We start from the raw sequence: 23,503 nt of genomic DNA, 5'->3' as shown, positions 1-23,503 counted from the left end.
CGCGATGAAAGACAGAGCTGCGGGCCGCTCGCACCCCCAGCCCCGCTCCCGCGCTGCGGGAGAGGGGGGATCGTGAACGCGGTATCGTTGAAAGATGTAGGCGCAGGATCGCCCCTGCTAAGCACACGATCAAAATCACGAGTTTCTGATCACTCTCTCACTTATCTTCTGCTGACAGTGGCACTTCCAGAGTTAGGGTAGAATACGTAACGTTCTGTATTTTACATCGCTATCGCTCAGGAGGAATACAATGCTTGTGGTAAAGGTCGGTGGTAGCGCTGGAAACGACTACGATGCCCTCTGTGATGATATTGCCGGACGCTGGCAGCACAACGAGCGTATCATTCTTGTGCATGGAGGTTCGGATCAGACCAATCGTCTGGGTGAAGCACTGGGTCATCCGCCGCGATTCGTGATGTCGCCGGGTGGTCACACCAGTCGCTATACCGACCGACAAACGCTCGAGATTTTTATGATGGCGACTGCTGGCCTGATCAATAAGCAACTGGTTGAACGCTTGCAGATGCGGGGGGTAATGGCTCTCGGCCTCAGTGGGCTTGATGGTCGCATTCTGTCTGGAAAGCGAAAGTCGACAATCAGGGTGATCGAACAGGGACGGCAGATGATTCTGCGTGACGACTGGACCGGAACTATCGAGCAAGTGAACAGCACATTGTTACAATCACTCCTCGATGCTGGGTATTTGCCGGTAATTGCTCCGCTGGCCTGCTCAACTGCCGGTGAAGCGTTGAATGTTGATGGTGATCGCGCTGCCGCTGCTATTGCTGCGGCGTTGCATGCCCAGACGTTGATCTTGCTTTCAAATGTGCCGGGCTTGCTGCGCAATTTTCCCGATGAGTCATCGCTGATCACTCATATTCCGCGCACTGAACTCGAAGCTTATATGGCGTATGCCGCTGGTCGGATGAAAAAGAAACTGCTCGGCGCTCAAGAAGCACTGGTTGGCGGTGTGCAGCGTGTCATTCTGGCCGATGCCCGCATACCGGCCTGTATCAGTCAGGCACTGAATGGGGGCGGTACCCACATCGTTTGAGATAACCGTTTACCGACGATAAGCAGCGTGCCGCGTTGGCAATGCTTCCTGTTATCGGTGTGGCGAGAGTGGCTTCGCCACCTGTCCTGATCGCCTTACCCCTATTTTCTGCCAACAAACGCCCGTACCACAGCGGCTATTGCATTGGGTCGCGGGGTCAGAGCATATGGATCGTCGGCTATCAAACCCTCGATTACTTCGTCTGGCCCAATCGCAAAGCGCTCTACTGCATTCAGGTCGAGGTCACGTAGTGACCAGGCCAGCCCCAACAGATCGTCGGCACTAAGATCGGTACGGATATGCGGGCGAAGGGCCGAAGTAACCAATGCTGCCAGTTCGACCTGACGCACCGGATCGTGTTCTCGGATGCGTCGGGCAATCGCCATCACGATCATTTGCTGACGGGCTTCACGGGCGTATGCACTGTCGGCATGGCGGGTGCGACTCAGTATCAATGCCTGATCGCCATTGAGCCACTGTTTGCCGGCGGGAAAGTAGACGGTTGTGATCCCATAATCCATTGTCGGGTAGGCAGGATCGTAGATCGGCTGTGGCAGTTCGACTTCAATCCCCCCAATCGCATCGACTGCCGCTGCAAAGCCAGTAAAATCGGCCCATACAATGTAGTTGATCGGTATTCCCAAGAGATTCGATACAGTACGACGCGCCAGCTCAGCCCCACCGAGAGCCGGATTCTGTTCACCGTAGACCGTGGCACTATTAATGCGCCCATAGCCGTAGCCGGGAATCTCAACCACCAGGTCGCGCGGTATCGACAGCAATGCGACGCGGCGGTTGGCCGGTTCGATCCGCACAACCATCAGGGCATCTGTGCGAGTAGCCCAACTCTCGCCAGGCCGCCGATCACTCCCCAGCAACAGAATATGGATTGCCTCGTTTGCCGGTATGTTTACCCCAACAGTTGGCATCAATGTCGGTACCGGTATCCGACCATCAATGCCCGGCAAACGGATTGGGGTTATCGAGGGAGCCACTGCTACATCACGCACAGACGAGGTCGGGGTCAATGTCGCGGTCTCGTCCGTTGGATCGGCCGGTCGATGAATCGTGGGTTGAGGTTGTGCGGTCACCGATGGCGCGGGCAGAGATACCGGTGTCATTGTGAATGCAACCATCGCCATTGCCGGAGTCGGAGTAGCAGCCGTCGTCGGTAGTTGCATCGCCACCAGGCTCTGCCGGATGGTTATTGCTGCCAGCACAACGCGACCGGTCTGAAAACCTAGCCAACCAGCAAACAACACCAACAGTACCAGCAGCATCATACGTCCTGGCCGACGAAGTTTAGATGATCGCTCAGGTGGAACCGGACTGGTCGTTAGTAAGTGGAGCAGCAACTCCTGATCGGTCTGTTCGCAGATTGCGCGACAGGTCGGACAATGGTTAAGGTGAACCTGCAAACGGAGTCTGGTAGTCGACGCAGCGCCTGGACGAATACCGGCGGCCAGCAGGGCACGTGCTTCATTACAGTTCATACGGATGCCATGAAAGGTATTGAGAGTACACCCATAATATACCATTGCGCCGATCAATATGCTATGATACAAAACGTGGCGCTATACACTTTTTCATGATTTAGATTAAGGAGAAATGAATGCGACACTCTCGCCGAGTGTGGTGGATCGGATTGATGGTCGCTCTCGTCGGGCTGGTTTCACCTGTCGTTGCTGCGCCAATTCGCAATAATATCGTAAATGTTGACCAATTTGGTGATGAAAAAGACCTGCCCCCGAACCTGCTCAGTGATGAAGAAATCGAACGTATTGATCGTCTGCAGAACGATGCAAAGTATCCAAATGCGTTAAGTGGGATCAGTCCTGACGATGGTGCAGTGTTGATCGGTTCGGCGGACGGTATTGCCTTTCTTGAGATCGAAACCGGTGATACCGTTGCGGTTGATACTACCGTGTTTGACTTCTTTGTTCCGTTGCCGTTCTTCGGCTTCGGTCGTTTTAGCTGGCAAGATGAGCGTACTCTGGGTGTACTGGCGATAAACTTCTTCGCGTCCGGTAATGAAGACGCTTTTGTCGCGCTTGCCATTGATCGGTATAGCGGAGCTATTACGACGCAGCCGGTTGCTATTCCCGACGAAAATATCGGGATTGTCTCAGTTGCGCCAAACCTGACCACCTGGCTTATCCTCCGTGAACCACCACAGCCGGATACTGCTCAGTCTGAAGCATTCAAGCCATTTACCGTTCGGCATACGCTTGGTCTCCCTTCACCGATTGCGCTGCGCGTCAATCGCATTGAACTGCCAGCACGAGTTCAGCGGCGTGTCGATTTGTTGCGTCAACGGCGTTCCGAGCTCTTGCACCGATTTCTCTTCCAGCAGCAGGCTGAAGATAATATGGTTGAAGTTACCCGTGCTCCATATGATCTTTTCCTCTATGATGCGACTACCAGGAGCGAACGATACATCACCAGCATCCCTTACGCTTCTTCGTTACTCGGTGAAACCTGGACAAGCGACTCCAAGAATCTTGCCGTTTCGTTTGTTGGTGTTCCCGATGCTGAAGGACGTGGATTTTATGCTGGTTCGCTCTTCTCCGAAGAGTTGTATCGTGACGTGACCGGTAATCTGCCTCCGGCCCAGAACCCGATCATTCAGAACAATAACACTTACGTTATTGATTCTGTCAGCGGTCAAACCCAGGTGATTCGGCCCGATCCTGTGCCCGGTGCACCGATCCTCGAAGCCCATGATTGGGCGCCTAGCGGTCAGGCATTGCTGATCAAGGCCCATCATCCGGCGTATTTACAGGGGCGCACCCATCCGGTGTATTACCCGCGTTTTGCTTCCCGTACTAGTTTTCGGTTTTATGACCGGGGAAGCGATGGTCAATTCCGTCATACCGGAACATTCAGTCACCCAATGCTCTCTGGTGGTAATGTCGCATTCGCATTTAGCATCGCCGATTTTGTCAGTCCTGATGAGATTATCGTGCGCGGGGTCGTTGGCAGCAACCGTCATCCGTATTACTACAACCGCGTATCCGGCGAATTACGCAATCTCGCCGACCGTGCCGGTGCCTACTACAATGTTGTCGCTACCAGCAGCCGTACCCGTCAGATTGTCTTTACCTATACCTCATACACTGATCCGCCAGATATTTACCGCTTGCGCTGGGATGGGAGTGCGCTGGCGCGCCTGACCTGGTATAACGAAGAGTTGCGCCGTGAGGCCAATTTACGGCAAGACCCAGTGACCTTTACTCTGCGAAACGGGCAGGTGCGGGTCGGGACCCTGATTCAGTCAGCGGATGCGCCGTTTCCGCCGCGCAATGTTCGCCTGATCGTCTGGCAAGAGGGTGGGCCGAATGTACCAATGATCAATCAGTGGCAGGCTAATGTCGAAAATCCGTATGCCTTACTTCCTTCATTCGGATTCGCGCTGCTGATCACCCCGCTCGCCGGTCGTCACGGCTACACGCCGGAAGTCTTTAATTCGCTGGTTGATCGGGCAAATTTCGGGCAGATCGATATTGACGAACAGGCCGAGGTTGTGCGACAAGCGATTGCCCGTGGTTGGACAGCGCGGGGTAAGGTGGGAATTACCGGATGTTCGTATGGAGGCTACTTCGTGCTCCAGAGCATTGTACGCTATCCCGATCTGTATACTGCGGCCAATCCGCAGTGCGCGTTTATCGATCTGGTTAGTGATTGGACATTAGGCAATGGCCCATTGGTACCATATATGGAGGGATTGCCGCCGTACAAGGCGTTTCGTGAATACATCAACGACTCGCCGAGTTATGGTGCTGATCGTGTGAAAGCGGCAGTACTGACCTTCCACGGGACCGATGATTTCTTACCGATTGTGCAGAACGAGAACTTCCATTTGCAACTGGTCAACCGTGGCGTTCCAGCGCGAATGGTACGCTTTGTCTACGAGGGTCATGGTTTGTCAATGAAGGAAAATCAGCTTTATGCTGCTCAAGAGCAGATTGCCTGGTTCCGGTCTCATTTGAAGTAGGCGGATTGAGGCGAGCTGGATGTGCGCGCACCCAGGTTTGCGTAAGGCGGGCCAGAGGTGCGTGCACTCTGGTCATCTTCATCTGATCGTTTGAAGGACTATCTCGTTTGTATTCGGCATAACGACAATGATACGACGACCATTTTATTATCGTCTGAGCGAAGGAATGCGCATTAGTGTTCGCCCATTCTACTTGCCGGGACACTCGTTTCCGCCGTTGCAGCGCTATGTCTTTGCCTACGAGGTACGGATCGAAAACATTAGCCGACGTACTGCGCAATTGATGCGCCGGCGCTGGTTGATCTATGACTCCTGTGGTGAAGAGCAAGAAGTTGTGGGTGATGGGGTTGTCGGTTTACAACCGATCCTTGGCCCTGGTGATGTGCATGAATACCAAAGCTTCTGCGTGCTTAAGTCACCACGAGGATGGATGGAGGGAGAATACTTCTTTCGCACCCCCGACAACCAAACCTTTGCTGCCAGTATTCCGCGCTTTGATCTGATCGCTGATGTTGAGATGATTGACGACGATGACCTATTACGATAAACGACGCCGTGCTCGTTCACGTCGATATGTGCTCACAAAGACAACGACCAGCAATGGCAGCAGCCAGGGCCAGTCGCGCCGCTCTTCGCGGAGCAGTCGTAAGGTAGCACGGAGCTGGATAATCCAGGGGAAACGGGCCAGTTGTACGTCCAGCAGTGCCTGGAGGCGACGCTGCCAGCTCGATGAATGGTCTTGGTTCATAGCAGAGGACTTTCTGGGCAAGAATGGCAGCGATAACCTCCATTTGCGAGCCAGATCAGGTCTGGTGGTGGCAGATGTTGAGTTTCCCATCGCTACCTCTTCCTCTCATCACGCACCTTCTATCTTCACGACACGTTCGTAGGGGGGAGAACCCGCCCCTACGAACGCCTGACCGCTTATCCCTCAAAGAACTTGCGATTCTTCTCGATGTAGCTCTTCCACTGCTCTGGCACGGCGTCATCGGCGAAGATAGCCTCGACGGGGCATTCTGGTTCGCACGCGCCACAATCAATGCATTCGTCGGGGTTGATGTAATACTGGTCGTCACCCTCGTAAATGCAATCCACCGGACAGACCGCCACGCACGAGGCGTCTTTCGTGCCGATGCACGGCTCAGTAATAACGTATGGCACAGATGTCTCCTTCCTGACTTACACTTCGACCACCGATGCAACCGGAACAATGGTTGTTTGGTTTCAGACTACTACAGATGAATTGATCCGTCTACCACTTTTGTACCACTTCACCACAACGTTGTGGTTTGACGCGCAAGGTACGTTCAGGGTGGTAACTGACCAACCCTGGCGGACCGCCGGGGATCTTACGAACGGTTCGACGCCGACAGAGATCAACCTCTACAGCTGCATCATGACGGGCCTGGCTATAATAAGCGGCCAGTGCTGCTGCTTCGGTGATCGTCTGTTGCGGCGGATTATCGGCGCGAATAATGACATGGGCACCGTGAATCTGGCGAGCGTGTAACCACCAGTCGGTTGGGCGGGCGATACGAAAGGTTACTTCGTCGTTCTGTCGGGCAGTGCGGCCAATATAGATCGGCAGACCATCACTCGAGCGTATCTGTAATGGCCGTGACCGCAAAGCAGGACGGCGCGTCGCTGAAGGACGGAGATAACCGGCCTCTTCCGCTTCGACTGCGATCAGATCGATCTGATGCGATTCATCGGCAATTTCTAGCAAGGCGAGCAACTGATCGAGACCAGCCAGGCGCTTTTCGGTCTCGGCTAATCGTTCGGGCAGGATGCTACGAGCGCTTTTTGCCTTTTCATACGCTTTGAAACGCTCTTGGGCCTGTTCGATAGGTGACCGGTTTGGGTCGAGAACGATGCGCTCTCCCTCTACGATTAATTCGTTGGCTCGTGGCGACAACTGATGGAGGAAGGCGAAGATCATCTCGCCTTCCCAGCGTAAGCGATCTAGCTCGGCGGCGCGACTCAGCTCAGCAGCAATCTGATCACGCTGGCGCTCGATGTGTTCACGGCTGGCGAGAAGTCGTTCTCGCAACTCTTCACGTCGCCGATCACGTCCCAATGGTTGCTGCCGGGCAGTATAAAAGGCCTCAAGTGCGGAACTCATGCTAGGCATGGATGTTGCATTGAGGAGATGGATGGGATGATACGGCGCAAACCCGATAGGACCTTGCTCATCGTTGATTAGATGCGGCGCTGGCGGTTCGGCGAATATCTCGCGTAAACGGGCAGCTACGATATACGCCGGTAATTGCTGAGTTGATTGCGGAATCGAGCCGCATGCTCGGGTCAATACTTCACGGGCAATTTGTGGCGAAACACCCCGATACGCTCTGACCAGGGCCTTTACCGGATCATTACCTGTTAACGCTGCAATCTCGGCGGCGGTGGCTCGTAACGGATCACGTTTGTCAGGAACCGGCGGTAACGTGTACACCTGTCGCGGTAAGATCACTCGACTACTCATACGGGGCGAAACCCGCTTGATCGCATCGAGAATAGTGTTATTATCATCAACTAAGATGATGTTACTCCGCCGGTCTTGTGGTTCTACCACCAGATCGCAATGGTACATGCTGTCAACCGATGCCGAGTCATCGTCGTCAACATCGTCAACCAACTCATCGCGGTCGTATGTCAGTTTGCGCGACTCCATTGGTTTCGCTATACTGAACAAAACAACCCGCTCATAGGGAGGCTGTTCAATATTGATGATGCGACCACCGAGCACGTATTTGCGTAACAATAAGAGAAAGGGCGTTTCACCGTCAACGCCACGTGTCGGTCGTTGACTGATCAGATGAATTCGCGCAGTCTGTGCATCGGCTGAAGCCAGCAGATAATAGTGCCGGGCGTGCCGGTACACCTCTAATCCAATGGTTAGAGGTCCAACCATAACAACGCGCTGAATCCGTCCGTAGAGCACCGTAGTGCGTAATTCTTCCACGACGGCAGCTAATGTCAGAGCATCGAAGTACATACGGTTACAACACAAGACGTACACAATATCATCAGCAGGATACCACAAGCAGGCGCAGGCATGGAACAGGTGCTTAATCCGGTATTACAGGGTAAACCACCACAGCCGCTACTCGTCGTCATTTCAGGGCCATCCGGGGTAGGTAAAGACTCGGTTCTGATGCGGATGCGAGAGTTGGGTTTTCCGTTTCACTTTGTCGTGACGGCGAACAGTCGTCCGCAACGTCCGGGCGAGATTGACGGCGTTGACTATCATTTTGTGACGACTGAGCGCTTTCGTGAGATGATCCAGAATGACGAATTACTGGAATGGGCTGAGGTGTACGGCCAGTATAAAGGTATTCCTAAGTTCGAGATTCGCCAGGCGATAGCAAGTGGGCGGGATGTGATCCTGCGTATCAATGTTGATGGTGCGGCAACCATTAAGCGTCTCGCGCCAGAAGCTGTCTTCATCTTTCTGGCACCGGCCTCGATTGATGAACTCCGTCACCGTCTGTTATTGCGACGTACCGAATCGCCGGATGAAATCGAACGGCGTCTGGCGATGGTCAACGATGAAATGGCTCAGTTACCTAACTTCGATTACGTGGTTATCAATCATGCTGACCGCCTTGATGAAACGGTTGGTCAGATTCGCGCAATTATCAGTGCCGAGAAAGCGCGCGTTTATCCACGACGGATTTCCCTCTAGTTTGAGCGTACAAGGAGTCAGCGAATGAATATCCAGGAACGTTTGGCAAACGATCTGAAAGATGCGATGCGTGCTGGTGACAAGGTGCGCGTGAACGCGATTCGCGCGGCGCGGGCTGCGCTTCAGGCTGCGCAACTCGACGCTGCTAAGCAGCGCTTTGATGCCGCAGTTGCCGAAATTGAGGCCAGATATGCTGGTGATCCGGCGGCGATTGAGGCTGCCAAAGCGAACCTTTCGATTGATAGCCACGCTGCACTGAGCGAGGCTGAACAAGAGGCAGTAATTGCCCGCGAGATTAAGCGTCGGCGTGATGCGGTAGAAATCTATCAGAAAGCCGGGCGGACCGATCTGGCCGCTGCTGAAGAGGCTGAGATCGCCGTCTTAAGCGAATATCTGCCTAAGATGCTCAGCCCTGAAGAATTGCGACCACTAGTGGCAGCGGTGATTGCTGAACTAGGGGTCAGTGGCCCATCAGCAATGGGTAAGGTTATGCCGGTACTCCTCGAACGGTTTAAGGGTCGAGCCGAGAACCGCATCCTGAGTCAGGTGGCCCGTGAACTACTGAGTACCGGGTAAGGCTACAGTGTTGAGTACGCCTATGAAAGCTCTTTCTTACCGCCGGTTATCCCGTTGGTTTGTACCTCTACAATGGCTGTCGTTTTCACGTCGACAGATACGGCTCCTTCTGGCGGCGCTTTTACTCTGGGCGGGAATCTGGGCAGTCCTGTCGTTCAGACTGCCCGATGCCGGTGGTTTACAGGTCGGTCAGCCCAGTCCGCTGAGCATTTCTTCGCCTACCGATGTTATCTATACCAGTGAGGTGCTGACTGCTGAACGTCGGGCACAGGCTGCCAACAACCCTGACAACCTGGTTTACTTCAACGACCCTCAAATCCCAATTGAGCAACGCCAACAACTTTTTAGCCTTCTTGAAACCATCGGTCGGATTCGTACCGATCCGACACTTTCCGCAGCCGAGCGCATCCGCGCACTGAGCAAGCTGCCGAGTGCTAATGTCCAGCTCACGAACGAACAGGCACGCTTGATACTAGAACTCGACGATGAAGCATGGTCATTACTACGCACGACAATCCTTAATCTGTACGACCGGGCTATCGAACGGTACGATTACGCGATTGATGAACGGGCGCTCAACCAGCTCCGCGAGCGCTGGCTGAGTTTTTGGCTGGCAACGACATCGCTGGATGAGGCTCAGCGTGAGCTGGCCCAAACAATGACGGCTGCGTTTCTCCGGGTCAATCGTACTCTGGATGCCGCCGCTACCGAAGAGCGCCGGGCAAACGCGCAAGCTCAGGTAGCGCCGGTTGAAGTCAAGGTGCTGGCCGGCGAGATGATCATCCGTGCCGGTGAGATTGTCACTCCAGCCCATATCGAAAAACTTCAGGCTACCGGGGCAATGCCACGACCATTGCGATGGTCTGAATTGCTCGGCAAGGCTTTGCTGGCAGCGATGCTTGTCGCTGGGATTATCGGCTATCTTCACGTGTTTCAGCCCAAAATTGCTACACATCACCGTTCTCTCTTTGTTTTGAGCAGTAGTATCATCATAACGCTGGTATTTGCACGTCTAATGTTGCTGATCTCTGATACACGGCCGGTTTTCTTTCCGTTGGCCGTTCTGGCAGTGGTCACGACGGTTGTTTTTGGCGGTCAGATAGGTTTTGCTACCAGTTTACTGACCGCGCTGGTAGTGGGCGTGATGGAAGGGAATGATCTGACCCTGGCCGCTACGCTCTTTGCCAGTTGTACCAGCGCTGTGCTACTGACCCGCAGTGCCGATCGCTTGCGTTCGTTTCTCATTGCCGGTCTCGGTGTGACCGCAACGGTGATCGGGCTTGAAGTTACGTTCTGGCTCAATCAACAGGCTATCTTTACCATCAACGGTTTTGGCGGCTGGATGTTACCAACCCTCCTGGCGGCTGTCGTCAACGGCGGGTTGACCACCATCCTCTCGTTTGGCCTGTTTAACGTTGTCGGACGGATGGCCGGGCAGGTCACAGCATTACAATTAATGGAGCTGGCGCATCCATCACGACCGTTGCTGCGGAAACTGATTCGGGAAGCACCAGGCACCTATTATCATAGCGTTGCAGTGGGGAATCTGGCCGAGGCTGCGGCTGAGGCGATCGGGGCCGATGCTCTCTTGCTCCGCGTGGCGGCTTACTACCATGATATTGGGAAGACGATACGTCCGGCTTTCTTTACCGACAACCAAATGGGCCGCGAAAACGTGCACGATGATCTTGATCCTTATACCAGTGCACAAATTATCATTGACCATGTCCGTGAGGGGATCAAAATCGCACGCGCTGCCGGACTGCCGGAACAGATTATCGATTTTATCGCAACGCACCATGGTACCGGTCTGGTACGCCATTTTTATCAACTGGCTTTGCAGCGGTACGATCACGTTGATGAACGTGATTTTCGTTATCCAGGCCCACGCCCCCAAACTCGCGAACAAGCCATCTTGATGTTAGCCGACTCGGTAGAGGCGACGGTGCGGGCGAAGGCTCAACATGGGAAACTTATTGCCAGACGGAACAACGAATCTGCCGAAGGTACACCTAATGGGATAGTCACCCTTGATGAGCTGGTTCAATCGATTATTGATGCTCGTGTGCGCGAAGGAGAACTCAATGATGCTCCGCTGACGATGCGCGAATTACGGCAGATCAAGGATGTTTTCGTCAACAATTTGCAATCGATCTATCATCCGCGAGTTGATTATGCACCATCGCTTATCCGCAACTGAGCAGGAGCAAGCCTGTGATGTATACCGCCGATAGCCCAATTCTTGGCCCGCAAACCGTGGCAATGGATCAGATGAGTCGTTACATTCTGAGCCGACCGCATGGTGAATATACTGAAAAGGATATTGCCGATGTAATTATTCCGGCATACGTGAAGATATGTCTACCGGTAGGTGTTGATCCGCTGATCGCTGTTGCTCAGATGATCCACGAGACTGGCAATTTAACCAGTTTCTGGAGCCAGCGACCACGACGCAACCCGGCGGGAATTGGAGTTACCGGTCAGTGGCAGACGCAGCAACCGGCCGATCTGCGTGGATGGGCATACAACACACAACGCCAGCGTTGGGAAGCCGGGCTAAGTTTTGCGACCTGGGCTGACGATGCAATTCCGGCTCAAGTAGGTCGTTTGTTAGCGTATGCCTTGCCAGAAGGAAGTGAAACATCGCCGCAACGTGCCTTAATTGCCAAAGCGCTCAGCCATCGCCCATTCCCACGGGCTTTCCGGGGAAGCGCACGCACGATCAAGCAATTGGGGCGTGCGCATAATCCACTCGGTGCGCAGGGTGCCGGGTGGGCCAATCCCGGCCATAATTACGGTGAAGCGATTGCGCGGATTGCGAATCAGATTCTGGCAGTTCCCCTGACGTAGAGCCGATCTGAACATCCCGATCGCTGATCAAGCTCCTCGTTTGCGGCGAAACGACGAACCAATATCTGGGGCGTCGTGCTCTCTCTCCTTCAGGCAGTGCTCTCGTTGCAGCGCTTGCTCAAAAACCCAGTTTTGGTAGTTATGTTATACTAACGATACTTGTTACACATAAGCATTCAGCTAGCGATAGAAGCGTACCTGCTATGACATCACCTCTTGCGATTGCCGACATGCTACGCGCACGTAGCACTTCTTCCCCATCTGCCGACCGGCCACTGCTCGTCGCACTAGCCGATTCACTCAGTACCGGTGACCCTTCTCATCTCTTGACGATTGTTCAATCAAATGGCTCGATCAGCGCCAGTTTTCGCCGACTCGATGCTGTTCGTCGTCAGGCTACGACGCTTCTGGCCGATCACCCTGATGCTGCTGGGCCAATTGCAGATATTGTCGCGCAGGCGCAGGAGAAATTAATTCTTGAGGAAGAGACCCTCCTACGTCGCGAGCATATGCTCAATCAGCGCCTTGAACAGAGTTTTCTCACTTCACCGCTGGCAACACTAGAAGCGAACGAGCATGGGATAATCACACGCTGGAACCCGGCAGCCGAACGAATTTTTGGTTGGAGTGCAGCAGAGGCCATTGGAAAGAATGCCATTGAACTCCTAGTACCTAATATTGCTCGCGAACAGGTTGAAGAGGTTGTCAGCGCATTACTGAGTGGCCAGGCAAAGAATAGTCGCAATGCCAATATTACGAAAGATGGCCGGATTATTATCTGTCAGTGGTACAACGCTGTCCTGTACCACCCTGACGGACGAGTCGCCGGTTGGCTTTCGCAAACCGAGGATATTACCGAACAAATTCGTGCCGAAGAGGCGTTACGCGAAAGTCAGCAGCGTCTTGCGAGGCTCATGAGTAATTTGCCCGGTATTGCCTATCGGGTCTACAAAAAGGAGCGCTGGGTAGCAGAGTTTATGAGTGAAGGGGTGCTTGCTGTCACCGGTTACCCAGCGAGCGATTTTATCGCTGTTGGCAATCAGCCACCGCGTCGTTATTTTGGTGACTTGATCCTTCCTGAAGATCGCGATGCGGTGCGCGAAAGTGTCAAAACGGCTCTTGCGCAGCGCCGTCAGTTTGAGGTCTTGTACCGGATCCGGCATGCCGATGGCAGCATCCGCTGGTTGTGGGAACGTGGCATTGGTGTTTTCGATGATGATGGTGAACTGGAAGCTATTGAAGGCTTCATTAGCGATGTCACCGCCGAACGCCAGGCCGCCGAAGAACGTCAGGCACTGAGCGAACGGATCATTGCCGCCCAACAGGCTGCCCTCCGCGAATTGAGCACCCCGATTGTGCCGATTATGCACGGGGTGATTGCAATGCCGTTGATCGGAAGTATCGACAGCCACCGTGCGCAACAGGTCATCGAAACCTTACTGGAAGGCGTCAATACAACCGGTGCGCAGATAGTGATCCTCGATGTCACTGGTGTGCCGGTTGTTGATACCCAGGTTGCCAATACACTCTTACGCTCGGCTCAGGCGGTGCGTCTGTTGGGGGCAGAAGTTTTGTTGACCGGTATCCGCCCAGAGGTTGCGCAAACTATCGTTGGATTGGGACTCGATTTGAGTCATATTCGCACACTGGCAACCCTGCAAGACGGCGTTATGTATGCGCTTGGCCGTCAATCTCGTGCGCGATCCGCAGTGCAACGTGTCAGACAAGGAGATCACTATGATGCTCGAACGAGCGCAGGCTTTGGCAGATGAGATCATTCGCATTCGCCGCGACATTCACGCTCATCCCGAACTCGGTTTCCAGGAACATCGCACGGCAGCGTTAGTTGCCGATACGCTTCACGAAATTGGCGGGATTACTGTCAAAACCGGTGTTGCTAAGACCGGTGTTATCGGTGAGCTAGGGGATGGCGATGGTCCGGTGATCGCGATTCGGGCCGATATGGATGCTTTGCCAATCCAGGAAGAGAATCAGGTTGCTTATGCGTCCACGAATCCAGGTGTGATGCACGCCTGCGGTCATGATGCGCACACTGCGATGTTGCTTGGCGCTGCCCATCTCTTGCGTGAACGCTTTGCGGCTGAACATCTGCGTGGTCGGGTGCGTTTCCTTTTCCAACCATCTGAAGAGGGTTGGGACGATGAGGTGAAGAGTGGCGGTCTGCGGATGGTCGAGGAGGGCGCGTTGGAAGGAGTTGATGCCGTCATTGCACTGCATGTTGACTCCACGCTGCCGGTTGGTCAGGTGACCATTCGGGGTGGTTGGACATCAGCCGCAGTGGATGATTTTAAGGGCTATATCCGCGGTACCGGTGGTCATGGCGCGTACCCCCATCTCGGCACCGATCCGGTCTTTATGTTGTCACACGTGTTGAATGCGCTGTTCGGGATTCGCTCACGGTTGATTAATCCGATGGAGCCAGCGATTCTGAGTGTTGGAACCGTGCGTGGTGGTCACGCTTCAAATGTGATACCGAGCGAAATTTTTGTGCAAGGAACGCTCCGCAGTTTCAGTGAAGAGGTGCGGGCGAAATTGGCACGTGAAGTCGAGCGGGCGTTTGCCGTGGCTGAAGCGTTTGGTGGCAGTGCTGAAGTGACCATTACCCGTGGGTATCCTGCTGGCTGGAATGATGAGCGCGTTGCGGAGTGGATGAGCAACGTGGCCGGTGATTTTCTCGGCCCTGAGGCGATTGACCGCTCGCGTACCGGCATGGGGGCAGAAGATTTTGCTTACATGACCAGGCAGGCGCCTGGCGCAATGTTGATGCTAGGAGCAGCTATCGATGACGGGATTGTGCGAGGCCACCATACCCCGATCTTCGACATAGATGAACGCGCATTGCCGATTGGAACTGCGATCCTGGCCGAAACAGCATTGCGTTTCTTGCGCGGCGAGGTGAAGTTATAGGATGTCAGTATCGTGCCCGCAGGTAAGACTTGCGGGCGCGGTACGTTTGCCGGATTCAGTTCTGTGCAACATGCCCCTTGTCTAACGCACCGGATTTGTGCCAGTACCTGGCCAATCCCCGCCAACTCAAGATCAGCGGCCCAGTCTGCTGAAGGATTGCCGTCTGCTCAGAGGGCGACAGGGTAGCTGCCTCAAGGGCCAGTGCTTTTTCCAGCGCAGCCACGCCGGTTGCTTCATCGTGGCCGGCCAGCAGACTCTGGCGGACGATTTCGGCCCATTGACGTAACCGCAAACGAGCGTCGGTCAGATGAAAGGCAACATCATCGTAAGCGCCAAAGTGAGTCAGACACAACCATTGTGGCCGTAACTGTTCCAGGAGATCGTGTGTCTGTGCCCAGGCATCGAGGTCAACATCGGGTGGCGGAGTGGCCGGCCGCGTCATCCGTACTCCTGGCAATCGAACACCGGTATTATCACCAACAAATGCTGCACCGTTTGCTTCGTCGAGCCAGATGAGATGATGCTTGGCGTGACCAGGAGCATCAAAAGCGCGTAGCAGATGTCCTCTGAGCGATAATGTCTCGCCGCCAGTATAGGTGCGAATCCGCTCAGCAGCAATCGGGCGCACTTCGCCCCACAGGGTTGCCATCCGATCGCCGTAAAGCTGCGTAGCACTATTCAGTAACCGCGACGGATCGATCAGGTGAGGGGCGCCCCGTTCGTGGACGTGCACGACCAGATGCGGGTTCTCTGCGACAAGTAAGCCAGTTGCTCCAGCGTGATCGAGATGGATATGGGTCAGCACGATGGCGCGCAAGTCGGTAACGGTTAAGCCATAGCTACTTAATCCTGCCCGCAGCGCAGGGATTGTACTGGCCGGCCCCGGATCGACCAACGCTGGTTCATCGCCGAGTAATAAGAAGGTACCAATCACATGTGAACGGCCAAGATGATGCACATCGATCAACGCGACGTTATGCGGAGTAGGGTAAATTTCCATACCTGTATCGATCAGCCTTTCAACCACGTGTCCGGCAAATAGCAGTGGATGTCATTGTAACATACGGTAAGTGATCGTCTGACAAATCTGACGTAGTTCTCGGTGAACGTCTGCACATTCCCTGACATCTGCTTATGATGATGCCCCGTCCTACCCCCATTCCCCTGAGAGCACGGGCCGCTGGCTCGCTGAGCGGCACAAGAAATGAGAAGAGAACGGGAGAAATGCTTTCACAGCACCCTCCCTCGTCGTCTGCTGTGGAACGGCGGTGAATCCCCTTTGCACCCATCCTTGCCTCTCAGGCGAATAGAAGGAAGGTGAGAGGGCAAGGAGTGTAAGCCACCTCTTCGCACAATAGTGGGCATGATCGGTGCTCCTCAACGACTTTGAGCACCTGAGACGTGAGGCGCTCGCGCCTCACGTCTCTCTTAACGTCTATGATTGCTTCCCTTTGCCATACGGATACCACCACGGTTTCCGCACCATCGTGAAATCCCAGTGGACGTGCTTTGTTTCGAGAAACTCCTCTAATCCCTCTTCACCCAGTTCACGAGCGCCACCGCTAAACTTCATTCCGCCAAATGGACCGGCATCGTTGTCGGTGAGCGGATCATTGACCCAACACGTACCAGCTTTGACTTCCTCATAGTATTGCTTGACCTTACGGGGGTCGTTGGTATAGAGGTTCGCGCCCAAGCCGTAATCACAATCGTTGACCAGCTCGATAGCTTCGTCAAAGGTACGATAGGTCATGATTGGGATCGTTGGGCCGAACGTCTCTTCACGCATAATACGGAAACTGTGATCAACATTGGTCAGGACGGTTGGCTCGTAGAAAAAGCCCCGTGAAAACTGAGGTGGCCGTCGTCCGCCGGTCAGGATCGTTGCACCCCGTGACCGCGCCTCTTCGACGTGATCTTCGACCTTCGCCCGGTACTTCTCGCCGATAAGCGGGCCAATGTCAGTATCGGGGTCCATTCCAGGCCCCAGACGCAACGAGCGCACAAACTCTACCAGACGCTCGGTAAAGGGGCGGGCAATCGACTCATGGACGTACACCCGTTCAGTGCTGGTGCATACCTGACCTGCATTCAGGAGCGCTGCCCAGGCCACACCGGGTACTGCGACATCGAGATCGGCATCTTCGGCAACAATGAACGCATCCTTGCCACCTAACTCAAGGTGAGTCTTCTTGACGCGCTCGGCCGCCAGGCGAGCGATCTCACGCCCGGTAGCGAAACTACCGGTGAAGGCTATCATCTGTGTACGCGGACTGACGACCAGCTCACGGCCAACATCACCAAAGCCGGTAATGATATTGAGTACGCCGGGTGGTACGTGATCACAACACAACTCGGCAAAACGTAATGTTGCCAGCGGGGTCATTTCGCTCGGCTTGAGAACGACTGTATTTCCCGCTGCTAATGCCGGTGCGACCTTCCACGACATCAACAACAATGGATAGTTCCACGGGACAATTGCGGCTACAACGCCGTATGGCTCTTTCAACACCATGGCCAGTTGGCTCGGCTCAACCGATGGGATCACCCGGCCACGAGTATTGCGCTGCAATTCTGCGTAGTAGTCGAAGCAGGCTGCACACCAGCCGATTTCGTCGCGATTTTCGACCAACGGCTTTCCGCCCTCAAGGGTCAGCAGCGTAGCCAGTTCTTCGGCGTGCGCACGCATCTTATGCGCAATCTCGTGCAGGATGTGCGCCTTGTCGTGGGCAGTGACTTTTCGCCACTCGCGAAATGCTCGTTCAGCGGCAATCATCGCATGCTCGGCATCGGCCGCAGTTGCCCGTGGCACATAATCGATCACCTCTTCGGTCGCCGGATTGTGTACGGGAAAGACCTCTCCCTGCATTGCAGCCTGCCATTGACCGTTAATGAGCATTGATGGCATAGAACCTCCTTGTCTCTTGTCTGTGTTTAGGGTATTGACAATAATTGCACAGGAAATTTCCGTCATGATCGACTTGACGAGGCGCCTGGTCATTCCTATAGTATTGGTAAGATTGTGAGCTAGTGCACAAATGATGGAGATGTCAAATGATCATCCGCCTCTTTTCCGATGAACAAATACACGCGCTCACAACCGGTTACGGGCGTCGTCGGCGTTGCCGATTGGCTCCGTCTTCACCGCATGTCTATCGTCGTGCATTACTTTACCGTCTCGGTATTGCCGATGGTCGCCGACCGGCGGTGGTCTTCAACACCATTGCCCAGGCCCTGCGCAGTGCGCGGGTTTAGTGCTTGCCCGTCTCAGCGTGCTCGATCAGACGCAGTGCCTGACGTTTCAGATAGACAAGAAGTGCGCTGATGCCATTGAGCCGTTGTGGGCTGAGCACCTGATGCAGCCCCATCTGTTGGATGAAATCACTCGACACCGCCAGTACCTGGGCAGGTGTTAACCCTTCCAGTCCTGTTCGTAAGATAGCAGCAAAACCGCGGATGGTTGGTGCTTCAGGCGGTACGTCAATGTGATAGACGATCCGTTCGCCCTCTTGTTGTGCGACAACAAAGACGGGGGACATACATTCGTGAACCTGTTCCATACCCTGATGGTCTTTCAGGTCGGGAGGTAAGGGCGGAAGCTGCTCAGAAAATTCCAATAATAATTCCAGTTTCTCTTCACGACCGGCAGTGCGAAATTCAGCGACGATTTCAGCCAGTCTTGGTGGGATGAAGGTTTGTTCATTCATAAGACTACCCCGGTAATGCTCAAATATCAGTGCGATAGAAGACCATTATGCACCGTTAGCAGTTTTCAACCTGCTTTCCCTCTCCGACCGTGGTGCGATAAGGAGAGAAAAAGCGTCAGCGACAGGATTGGATACCCGACCCGCGTGCGACTCGCTGTTCCGACGGTCCTCTGCGTCCAGACCCCAGTTCCATATCGAGAAGGAGCGATGCTGGTTCCACCTGTATCCTGCCTGACGCTGTCCAGCATCGTGCGCTCTCAGAGAATGATCGTGAGTCGCGGATTGTCGGCAGCGCTGGTGTAGAGCAGTTCAGTCATTGTATGGAACCTGTGGCTCAAAACCCTGAAAATCCCTGGTTTGTTACCTGCGTTGCAAAAGCCCAATCAACGCTGCTAACACGCGCGCCCGATATTCGGTGGCAGTCGCCACATTTGCCTGATGAATCTCGAACAGACCACTATCAACTTCCAGCATCCCTCCTGGCCCTTCACGCATTGGTACTGTGGTGTGACAATCACCATCGAGCCGAATGATCGTTTTAGCTGCCGGTCGTTCTGCTTCGGTAGTGGCGGCTGGGCCAACAACCTTATAAGAGGTTGTTACTTCCATCACCGCAGCATCGGCAACGTAAGCAGCAACCTTTGCCGCTGCACTACGGATCGAGTTCTCCAATTCGCCTGCCATGCACATTCTCCTCATCTTCAGCGTGGGAGTGTCATGTGGATGATACCATTGATTGTTGAACTTCGGCCAGTATCTCTTGGACAAATTGCCACGACGCCGGTAATGCCATGAGCGCACTGATCGGTGACGCAACCATAGTAGCTATCAGCGCCGCTCCGCGTCCAACCAGGCCAATGATGCGCAAAAGGGCAGCTCGCGAGCGCAGGGCGAGGGTCAAGGTCTGGTGATGGAGGGTAGCCTGTACTGGAGTGATGTCGGTGACCAACCACGATTGTACGTCACCAAACCAGTTGACTCTGGTACGAGCAATCAGACGCGATCCGTGAATAGTTTCGACGGTTGCATACGATCTGAGCGATTCACAGACCTGAGTACTCAGAGCAATGAATTGCTCTTGCGCTGCCTGCCAGCGCTCTTGCACTTCATCGCGCAGACCAAAACTTGCCCCGCCAGGCGGTTGCTCTCCCATTGACACCCAAGCGAGCAGATGCTGTTCAGCAAGGGGCAGTGTTGTGCCAAAACTGACCGCTCCATCAACAACTTGCCGTAAACGTTGCTCGACGGTCGCCAGCGCATGTTCTTGAGCATCGAGCTGGCTCATTGCCGAGCGTATTGCGCTCTGTGCTGCCAACGCATCGTCTGGTAATCGTGCCTGCCAGATGACATCAGGCTGATCATCTGTTGAAAACGCATTGCCGCTGACCAGCGGTTGCCAGGGGCCGGGAGGCGTGACAACGGTTGGTGATGGTTCGATTACGAAAAAAACAGCGTTCATTTGCCTTGCAAGACGCCCAAGAGGCCGGCTGCGGCTGTAGCAATGGCCCGTACCATCTCGGCCCGATTCGTCTGTGCCTGTTGCACCATACTGACGTGGATAGCCCACAGACGCTCATCAATTCCTTCGGCGTTGGTTGGTACCAATACCTGAGTGTCGCCATCGAGACTCATACGGGTTACGGCGCGTAAGCTGGCGCCGCGAAAATCTCCCTGTCGATAGTTAATGGTTTCAGGGGCGTCAGTCGTGTACGTCTCAACTTCCAAATGAGCGGCATCGGCGATGACTTGTTGGAGGGTCGTTGCCAGGCGCTCACCGAACTCTTGCAAAGCAGTTGAGAGTTTTTGCATCGTTTCGGCCGGCTTATTCCCAAACAGACCAAAACTGGCTCCGACTTCGGGCAATGCCACCGGGATAACTGGAGTTTCAGGTGGCAGGCTCCCAGCCGGTACCGGTGTCACCGGCTGAGCAGCGCTCGATGGTGGTGTGGCGACCGATTCGGTAGCGATCGGCGAAGGTGTTGCAATTGGGGCTATTTTTGTTGAAGATGAAGGTTGCATCGTCAGTTGTAATTGGGAATCCGTCGCCTCAGTTGCTTGTTGTCGGCACAGACGGGTTGCCGGATCGCCAAGAATAATATAGCTCCGCGCATCGTTATGTTCCGTCCAGCGTGTCGAAAGTTCTATCGGATCGATCGCTTGGCCCCAACGCGCATTCTCAATATCTTCGGTCAAGACCGTTGCCAGTTCCGCATACCGCTCATTGAAAAACTCAAGTGCATAGCCAATCGGGGCACCGGCAAACAGCAGCCGACGCAACGTACTGCTGAAGGTCTCGATTTGGCGACCCCCGCGGGTATCACTGAACGAGAACGTCCATGCTCGTTCAACGTGACCAATGTATGCCAGCGCACCACCACGCGGTAAGCTGAGCAAACGTCTTGGCAAGGCAGCAACGAACGGTTTGGCTGCGATCACCGAACGGGTTCCGCGTAAATGGGGAAAATCATCTTCTCGTGGACAACCGGCGCCGAAGCAGGCAAACTGAAACACAAAAGCGCCGTGAAGCGAGGTGTTACTCGCAATATCGTCGGCAGCAAGATAGAATGCTGGCGGAATCGGACGCTGTCGCCAGGCCTGTGGCCCCGGCCAGTCGGCACAGAGTATTGCGCCTTGATGGTATAGCTGATGCGGGTCGTTTGCTTCAAACTCAACCCCGTGACCGGCGGTGAAGAGCAGTGTCGGCGGTTCGTTATGGAGAAGCTGACTGAGCCGCTCTTTTGTGACGTCGCTGCCGCTAAGGGTGCTAATCTCCCACTCACCACGTTGCGGATGACCAACCAACTCAGTAGCGAGCGGCTGTACCAATCCTTGTAAACTGCGACTAGTTGCCACATCGTCGGGATGTTGCACGCCAGCAAACACGATCCGTCGCGGGAGCGTAATACCGTTCCGTTCTGCCGTTACGACGCTGCGGGCATATGCTGCATATTCATCAAGGGTTGCAAAATGAATACGCCCGACCGCATATTGGACATCGAGCTGATACTGAAAACGGAAAGGAATGTCTTCGGGTGAGCCAACCAGCAAGAGGTAGTAGGGAAACCGCTCAGGATCAACCGGACCACTGGTTGCTGCCCCTTGCCGTCGTAGAAACGCGGCTTTACTTTCGCCGGGCCGATACCCCCGTTCACCGCTACATTCGCGATACCGTGGCCCGGCCTGGACACGGCGCCAGTTCAGCAATTCACTCAATGCCTCGCGGATCGGTGCAGGATCGAATGTTGCCGGAAAGATGATTCCCCACCCAGCCTGAGCCAGATTGGTGGGGTCAACGCCCTCTTTGACCCGAAACGCGCCTGTCACGTCGGCCAGATACCGTTCACGCAGAGCAGCCCGCTGTTCGGGATCGGGATCGATGCGGTCGGGTGATGGTCGTTCGCCGAGTATCAAACGGGCCAGTTCACGCACAGGAATCGGTTCGTGGGCATACTCTCCCCGACTTGCGTTCACACCGTTGAAGTAGAGCCAATCTTCGGCCATGTTGATGTCCTGTTAGCGATGACCACTGACAGTCGGCGATTTAGAGATATACGATCCACTGACCTGAGATGCGAGTCAACATCCCGCATCTGATGCACAGGCCAGGTGATTATGCCGGATGAGATCGGGTACGATTCTGCGGAAACACGAATGATATTGCGTCGGCGACCGGCTAAATCTGCAAGATATACCCCTTACCGCGCACATTCAGCAAATAGCGCGGGGCACTGGGTTCGGGTTCAATCTTCTGCCGCAAGTGATGAATGTGCGGTTTGATCAACTCACCCGCCTCAAGCTCGGTTGTTTCGTAGCCTTGGGCACAACGCACCAATTGCGTATACGACAACATCTGACCGGCGTGCTCGGCCAGGCACAGGAGTAAGCGAAATTCGGTTGGCGTCAAGTTGAGCGAGCGACCGTTTAATGTTGCCGTCTGATGCCATGTATCGAGCGTTAACGGACCAATGGTCAGAATGCGTCCAGTCGGTTCGGGTGTCGGTGTAGGTGATGGAGGAGTTGCCGAGGGCTGAACCGGTGCCACCGACGATGCCACTTTCCCGCCGGTTAATTCTTGCACTGCTGCACCGATAGTATCGAGTAAATCACTCTGGCGGCGTCGTGCCGCACGTTCTTCCAGCCCGGCAGCCACTCGGGCCAGAATTTGATTCGGATCGCTGGTCTTGAGCAGATAGTCGAAGATACCAAACCGAATGCCTTCAATGGCCGAATCGAGCGAGCCATGGCCGGTTAAGACAATGATGATGGCGTCGTGGCCGGCTTCCCGCACTTTTGCTACTACTTCCATCCCTTTCATGCCGGGCATTTGTAGATCGACCAGCATGAGATCGAATGGTTCACGTTCAAACAGGGCTACTGCCTCTTCACCGGTTGCAGCCGTCGTGACGGCATAACCGGCCCGGCTCAGCAATGCCTGTAGCGTCAGGCGAATATTTTGCTCATCATCAACTACCAACACACGCGGCTGGGTAGTCATATCACCTTGCACTCCATCTTGATTACGCTTACAGTTAGTTGGAATTATATAATTATTGGCATATCATAACATGAGCTGATAGCATGGTCAACGGTATCGGTACCGTATCCAGAGATTTTCAGCGTTCTCAATTTCGGGTCGCCTTCGAGACCGGACGATGAAACAGTAGCGGTACCCCGACGAAGCACCAGGAGCGCGGACATCCTGGGTGCGC

General features: G+C 54.5%; 21 protein-coding genes. 10 read left to right on the top strand and 11 right to left on the bottom strand.

What is annotated here, in order from left to right; all coding sequences use genetic code 11:
* Positions 1 to 250 precede the first annotated feature (250 nt).
* Complete coding sequence (locus JE47_RS0113615) at positions 251 to 1,054, top strand: [LysW]-aminoadipate kinase (protein WP_031460295.1); 804 nt, start codon at positions 251 to 253, stop codon at positions 1,052 to 1,054.
* A gap of 101 nt (positions 1,055 to 1,155) precedes the next feature.
* On the opposite strand, the gene JE47_RS0113610 is transcribed toward JE47_RS0113615, so the two are convergent.
* On the bottom strand, positions 1,156 to 2,547 hold the full coding sequence (locus JE47_RS0113610) for an LCP family protein (RefSeq protein WP_031460294.1): 1,392 nt from the start codon (positions 2,545 to 2,547) through the stop codon (positions 1,156 to 1,158).
* Positions 2,548 to 2,666: 119 nt separating this feature from the next.
* Here JE47_RS0113610 and JE47_RS0113605 point away from each other — a divergent pair, with 119 nt between their 5' ends.
* Both JE47_RS0113605 and apaG read left to right on the top strand, forming a co-directional pair.
* Complete coding sequence (locus JE47_RS0113605; protein WP_031460293.1) at positions 2,667 to 5,048, top strand: alpha/beta hydrolase family protein; 2,382 nt, start codon at positions 2,667 to 2,669, stop codon at positions 5,046 to 5,048.
* Positions 5,049 to 5,175: 127 nt separating this feature from the next.
* Positions 5,176 to 5,595, top strand: coding sequence for a Co2+/Mg2+ efflux protein ApaG (gene apaG, locus JE47_RS0113600; RefSeq protein WP_031460292.1), 420 nt, complete (start codon positions 5,176 to 5,178; stop codon positions 5,593 to 5,595).
* Here apaG and JE47_RS0113595 read toward each other — a convergent pair.
* The 3 genes from JE47_RS0113595 to JE47_RS0113585 form a co-directional block, all read right to left on the bottom strand.
* Positions 5,587 to 5,796 (bottom strand): hypothetical protein, encoded by a 210-nt coding sequence (locus tag JE47_RS0113595; RefSeq protein ID WP_031460291.1) that lies wholly within the window; start codon positions 5,794 to 5,796, stop codon positions 5,587 to 5,589. The genes apaG and JE47_RS0113595 overlap by 9 nt on opposite strands.
* A 176-nt stretch (positions 5,797 to 5,972) precedes the next feature.
* Positions 5,973 to 6,209: a ferredoxin gene (locus JE47_RS0113590; RefSeq protein ID WP_028458476.1), complete on the bottom strand. Its 237-nt coding sequence runs from the start codon at positions 6,207 to 6,209 to the stop codon at positions 5,973 to 5,975.
* Between the two features lie 91 nt (positions 6,210 to 6,300).
* Positions 6,301 to 8,043: an Rqc2 family fibronectin-binding protein gene (locus tag JE47_RS0113585; RefSeq protein ID WP_031460290.1), complete on the bottom strand. Its 1,743-nt coding sequence runs from the start codon at positions 8,041 to 8,043 to the stop codon at positions 6,301 to 6,303.
* Between the two features lie 60 nt (positions 8,044 to 8,103).
* On the opposite strand from JE47_RS0113585, the gene JE47_RS0113580 reads away from it, so the two are divergent.
* The 6 genes from JE47_RS0113580 (at position 8,104) to JE47_RS0113555 (ending at position 15,087) form a co-directional block, all read left to right on the top strand.
* Positions 8,104 to 8,733 carry a guanylate kinase gene (locus JE47_RS0113580; protein ID WP_031460289.1) on the top strand — a complete coding sequence of 210 codons (630 nt, stop codon included), beginning with the start codon at positions 8,104 to 8,106 and terminating at the stop codon, positions 8,731 to 8,733.
* Positions 8,734 to 8,757: 24 nt separating this feature from the next.
* Positions 8,758 to 9,309, top strand: a complete 552-nt coding sequence (locus JE47_RS0113575; RefSeq protein WP_031460288.1) for a GatB/YqeY domain-containing protein — start codon at positions 8,758 to 8,760, stop codon at positions 9,307 to 9,309.
* Between the two features lie 22 nt (positions 9,310 to 9,331).
* Complete coding sequence (locus JE47_RS0113570) at positions 9,332 to 11,509, top strand: HD family phosphohydrolase (RefSeq protein WP_031460287.1); 2,178 nt, start codon at positions 9,332 to 9,334, stop codon at positions 11,507 to 11,509.
* A 17-nt stretch (positions 11,510 to 11,526) separates the two neighbouring features.
* On the top strand, positions 11,527 to 12,159 hold the full coding sequence (locus JE47_RS0113565; RefSeq protein WP_031460286.1) for a glucosaminidase domain-containing protein: 633 nt from the start codon (positions 11,527 to 11,529) through the stop codon (positions 12,157 to 12,159).
* A gap of 203 nt (positions 12,160 to 12,362) precedes the next feature.
* Positions 12,363 to 13,931, top strand: a complete 1,569-nt coding sequence (locus tag JE47_RS0113560) for a PAS domain S-box protein (protein WP_051871160.1) — start codon at positions 12,363 to 12,365, stop codon at positions 13,929 to 13,931.
* Positions 13,897 to 15,087 carry a M20 metallopeptidase family protein gene (locus JE47_RS0113555; protein WP_031460284.1) on the top strand — a complete coding sequence of 397 codons (1,191 nt, stop codon included), beginning with the start codon at positions 13,897 to 13,899 and terminating at the stop codon, positions 15,085 to 15,087. Before JE47_RS0113560 ends, JE47_RS0113555 begins: the two co-directional genes overlap by 35 nt.
* A gap of 55 nt (positions 15,088 to 15,142) precedes the next feature.
* Here JE47_RS0113555 and JE47_RS0113550 read toward each other — a convergent pair whose 3' ends face one another.
* Positions 15,143 to 16,087, bottom strand: a complete 945-nt coding sequence (locus JE47_RS0113550; RefSeq protein ID WP_031460283.1) for an MBL fold metallo-hydrolase — start codon at positions 16,085 to 16,087, stop codon at positions 15,143 to 15,145.
* 435 nt (positions 16,088 to 16,522) lie between these two features.
* Positions 16,523 to 17,995 carry an aldehyde dehydrogenase family protein gene (locus tag JE47_RS0113545; protein ID WP_031460282.1) on the bottom strand — a complete coding sequence of 491 codons (1,473 nt, stop codon included), beginning with the start codon at positions 17,993 to 17,995 and terminating at the stop codon, positions 16,523 to 16,525.
* A gap of 146 nt (positions 17,996 to 18,141) precedes the next feature.
* Between JE47_RS0113545 and JE47_RS0113540 the strand changes: the two genes are divergently transcribed.
* Positions 18,142 to 18,342: a hypothetical protein gene (locus tag JE47_RS0113540; protein ID WP_031460281.1), complete on the top strand. Its 201-nt coding sequence runs from the start codon at positions 18,142 to 18,144 to the stop codon at positions 18,340 to 18,342.
* Here JE47_RS0113540 and JE47_RS0113535 read toward each other — a convergent pair.
* The 5 genes from JE47_RS0113535 to JE47_RS0113515 form a co-directional block, all read right to left on the bottom strand.
* Entirely contained in the window at positions 18,339 to 18,794 is a 456-nt protein-coding gene (locus JE47_RS0113535; RefSeq protein WP_031460280.1) for a SufE family protein, read from the bottom strand. The two genes, JE47_RS0113540 and JE47_RS0113535, sit on opposite strands and share 4 nt — an antisense overlap.
* Before the next feature lie 360 nt (positions 18,795 to 19,154).
* The gene (locus JE47_RS0113530) at positions 19,155 to 19,478 is read right to left on the bottom strand and encodes a hypothetical protein (protein ID WP_031460279.1); all 324 of its coding nucleotides are present in this window, start codon (positions 19,476 to 19,478) and stop codon (positions 19,155 to 19,157) included.
* 31 nt (positions 19,479 to 19,509) lie between these two features.
* Positions 19,510 to 20,253 carry a hypothetical protein gene (locus JE47_RS0113525; RefSeq protein ID WP_031460278.1) on the bottom strand — a complete coding sequence of 248 codons (744 nt, stop codon included), beginning with the start codon at positions 20,251 to 20,253 and terminating at the stop codon, positions 19,510 to 19,512.
* Positions 20,250 to 22,295: a C25 family cysteine peptidase gene (locus JE47_RS0113520; protein ID WP_031460277.1), complete on the bottom strand. Its 2,046-nt coding sequence runs from the start codon at positions 22,293 to 22,295 to the stop codon at positions 20,250 to 20,252. The genes JE47_RS0113525 and JE47_RS0113520 overlap by 4 nt, the downstream gene beginning before the upstream one ends.
* Before the next feature lie 172 nt (positions 22,296 to 22,467).
* Entirely contained in the window at positions 22,468 to 23,289 is an 822-nt protein-coding gene (locus JE47_RS0113515) for a response regulator transcription factor (protein ID WP_031460276.1), read from the bottom strand.
* Positions 23,290 to 23,503 lie beyond the last annotated feature (214 nt).

It is taken from the genome of Chloroflexus sp. MS-G, from assembly GCF_000735195.1.
Taxonomy (GTDB): Bacteria; Chloroflexota; Chloroflexia; order Chloroflexales; family Chloroflexaceae; genus Chloroflexus.
The sequence above is the reverse complement of the archived record's forward strand: the minus strand, read 5'-3'. Positions and strand labels throughout refer to the sequence as shown.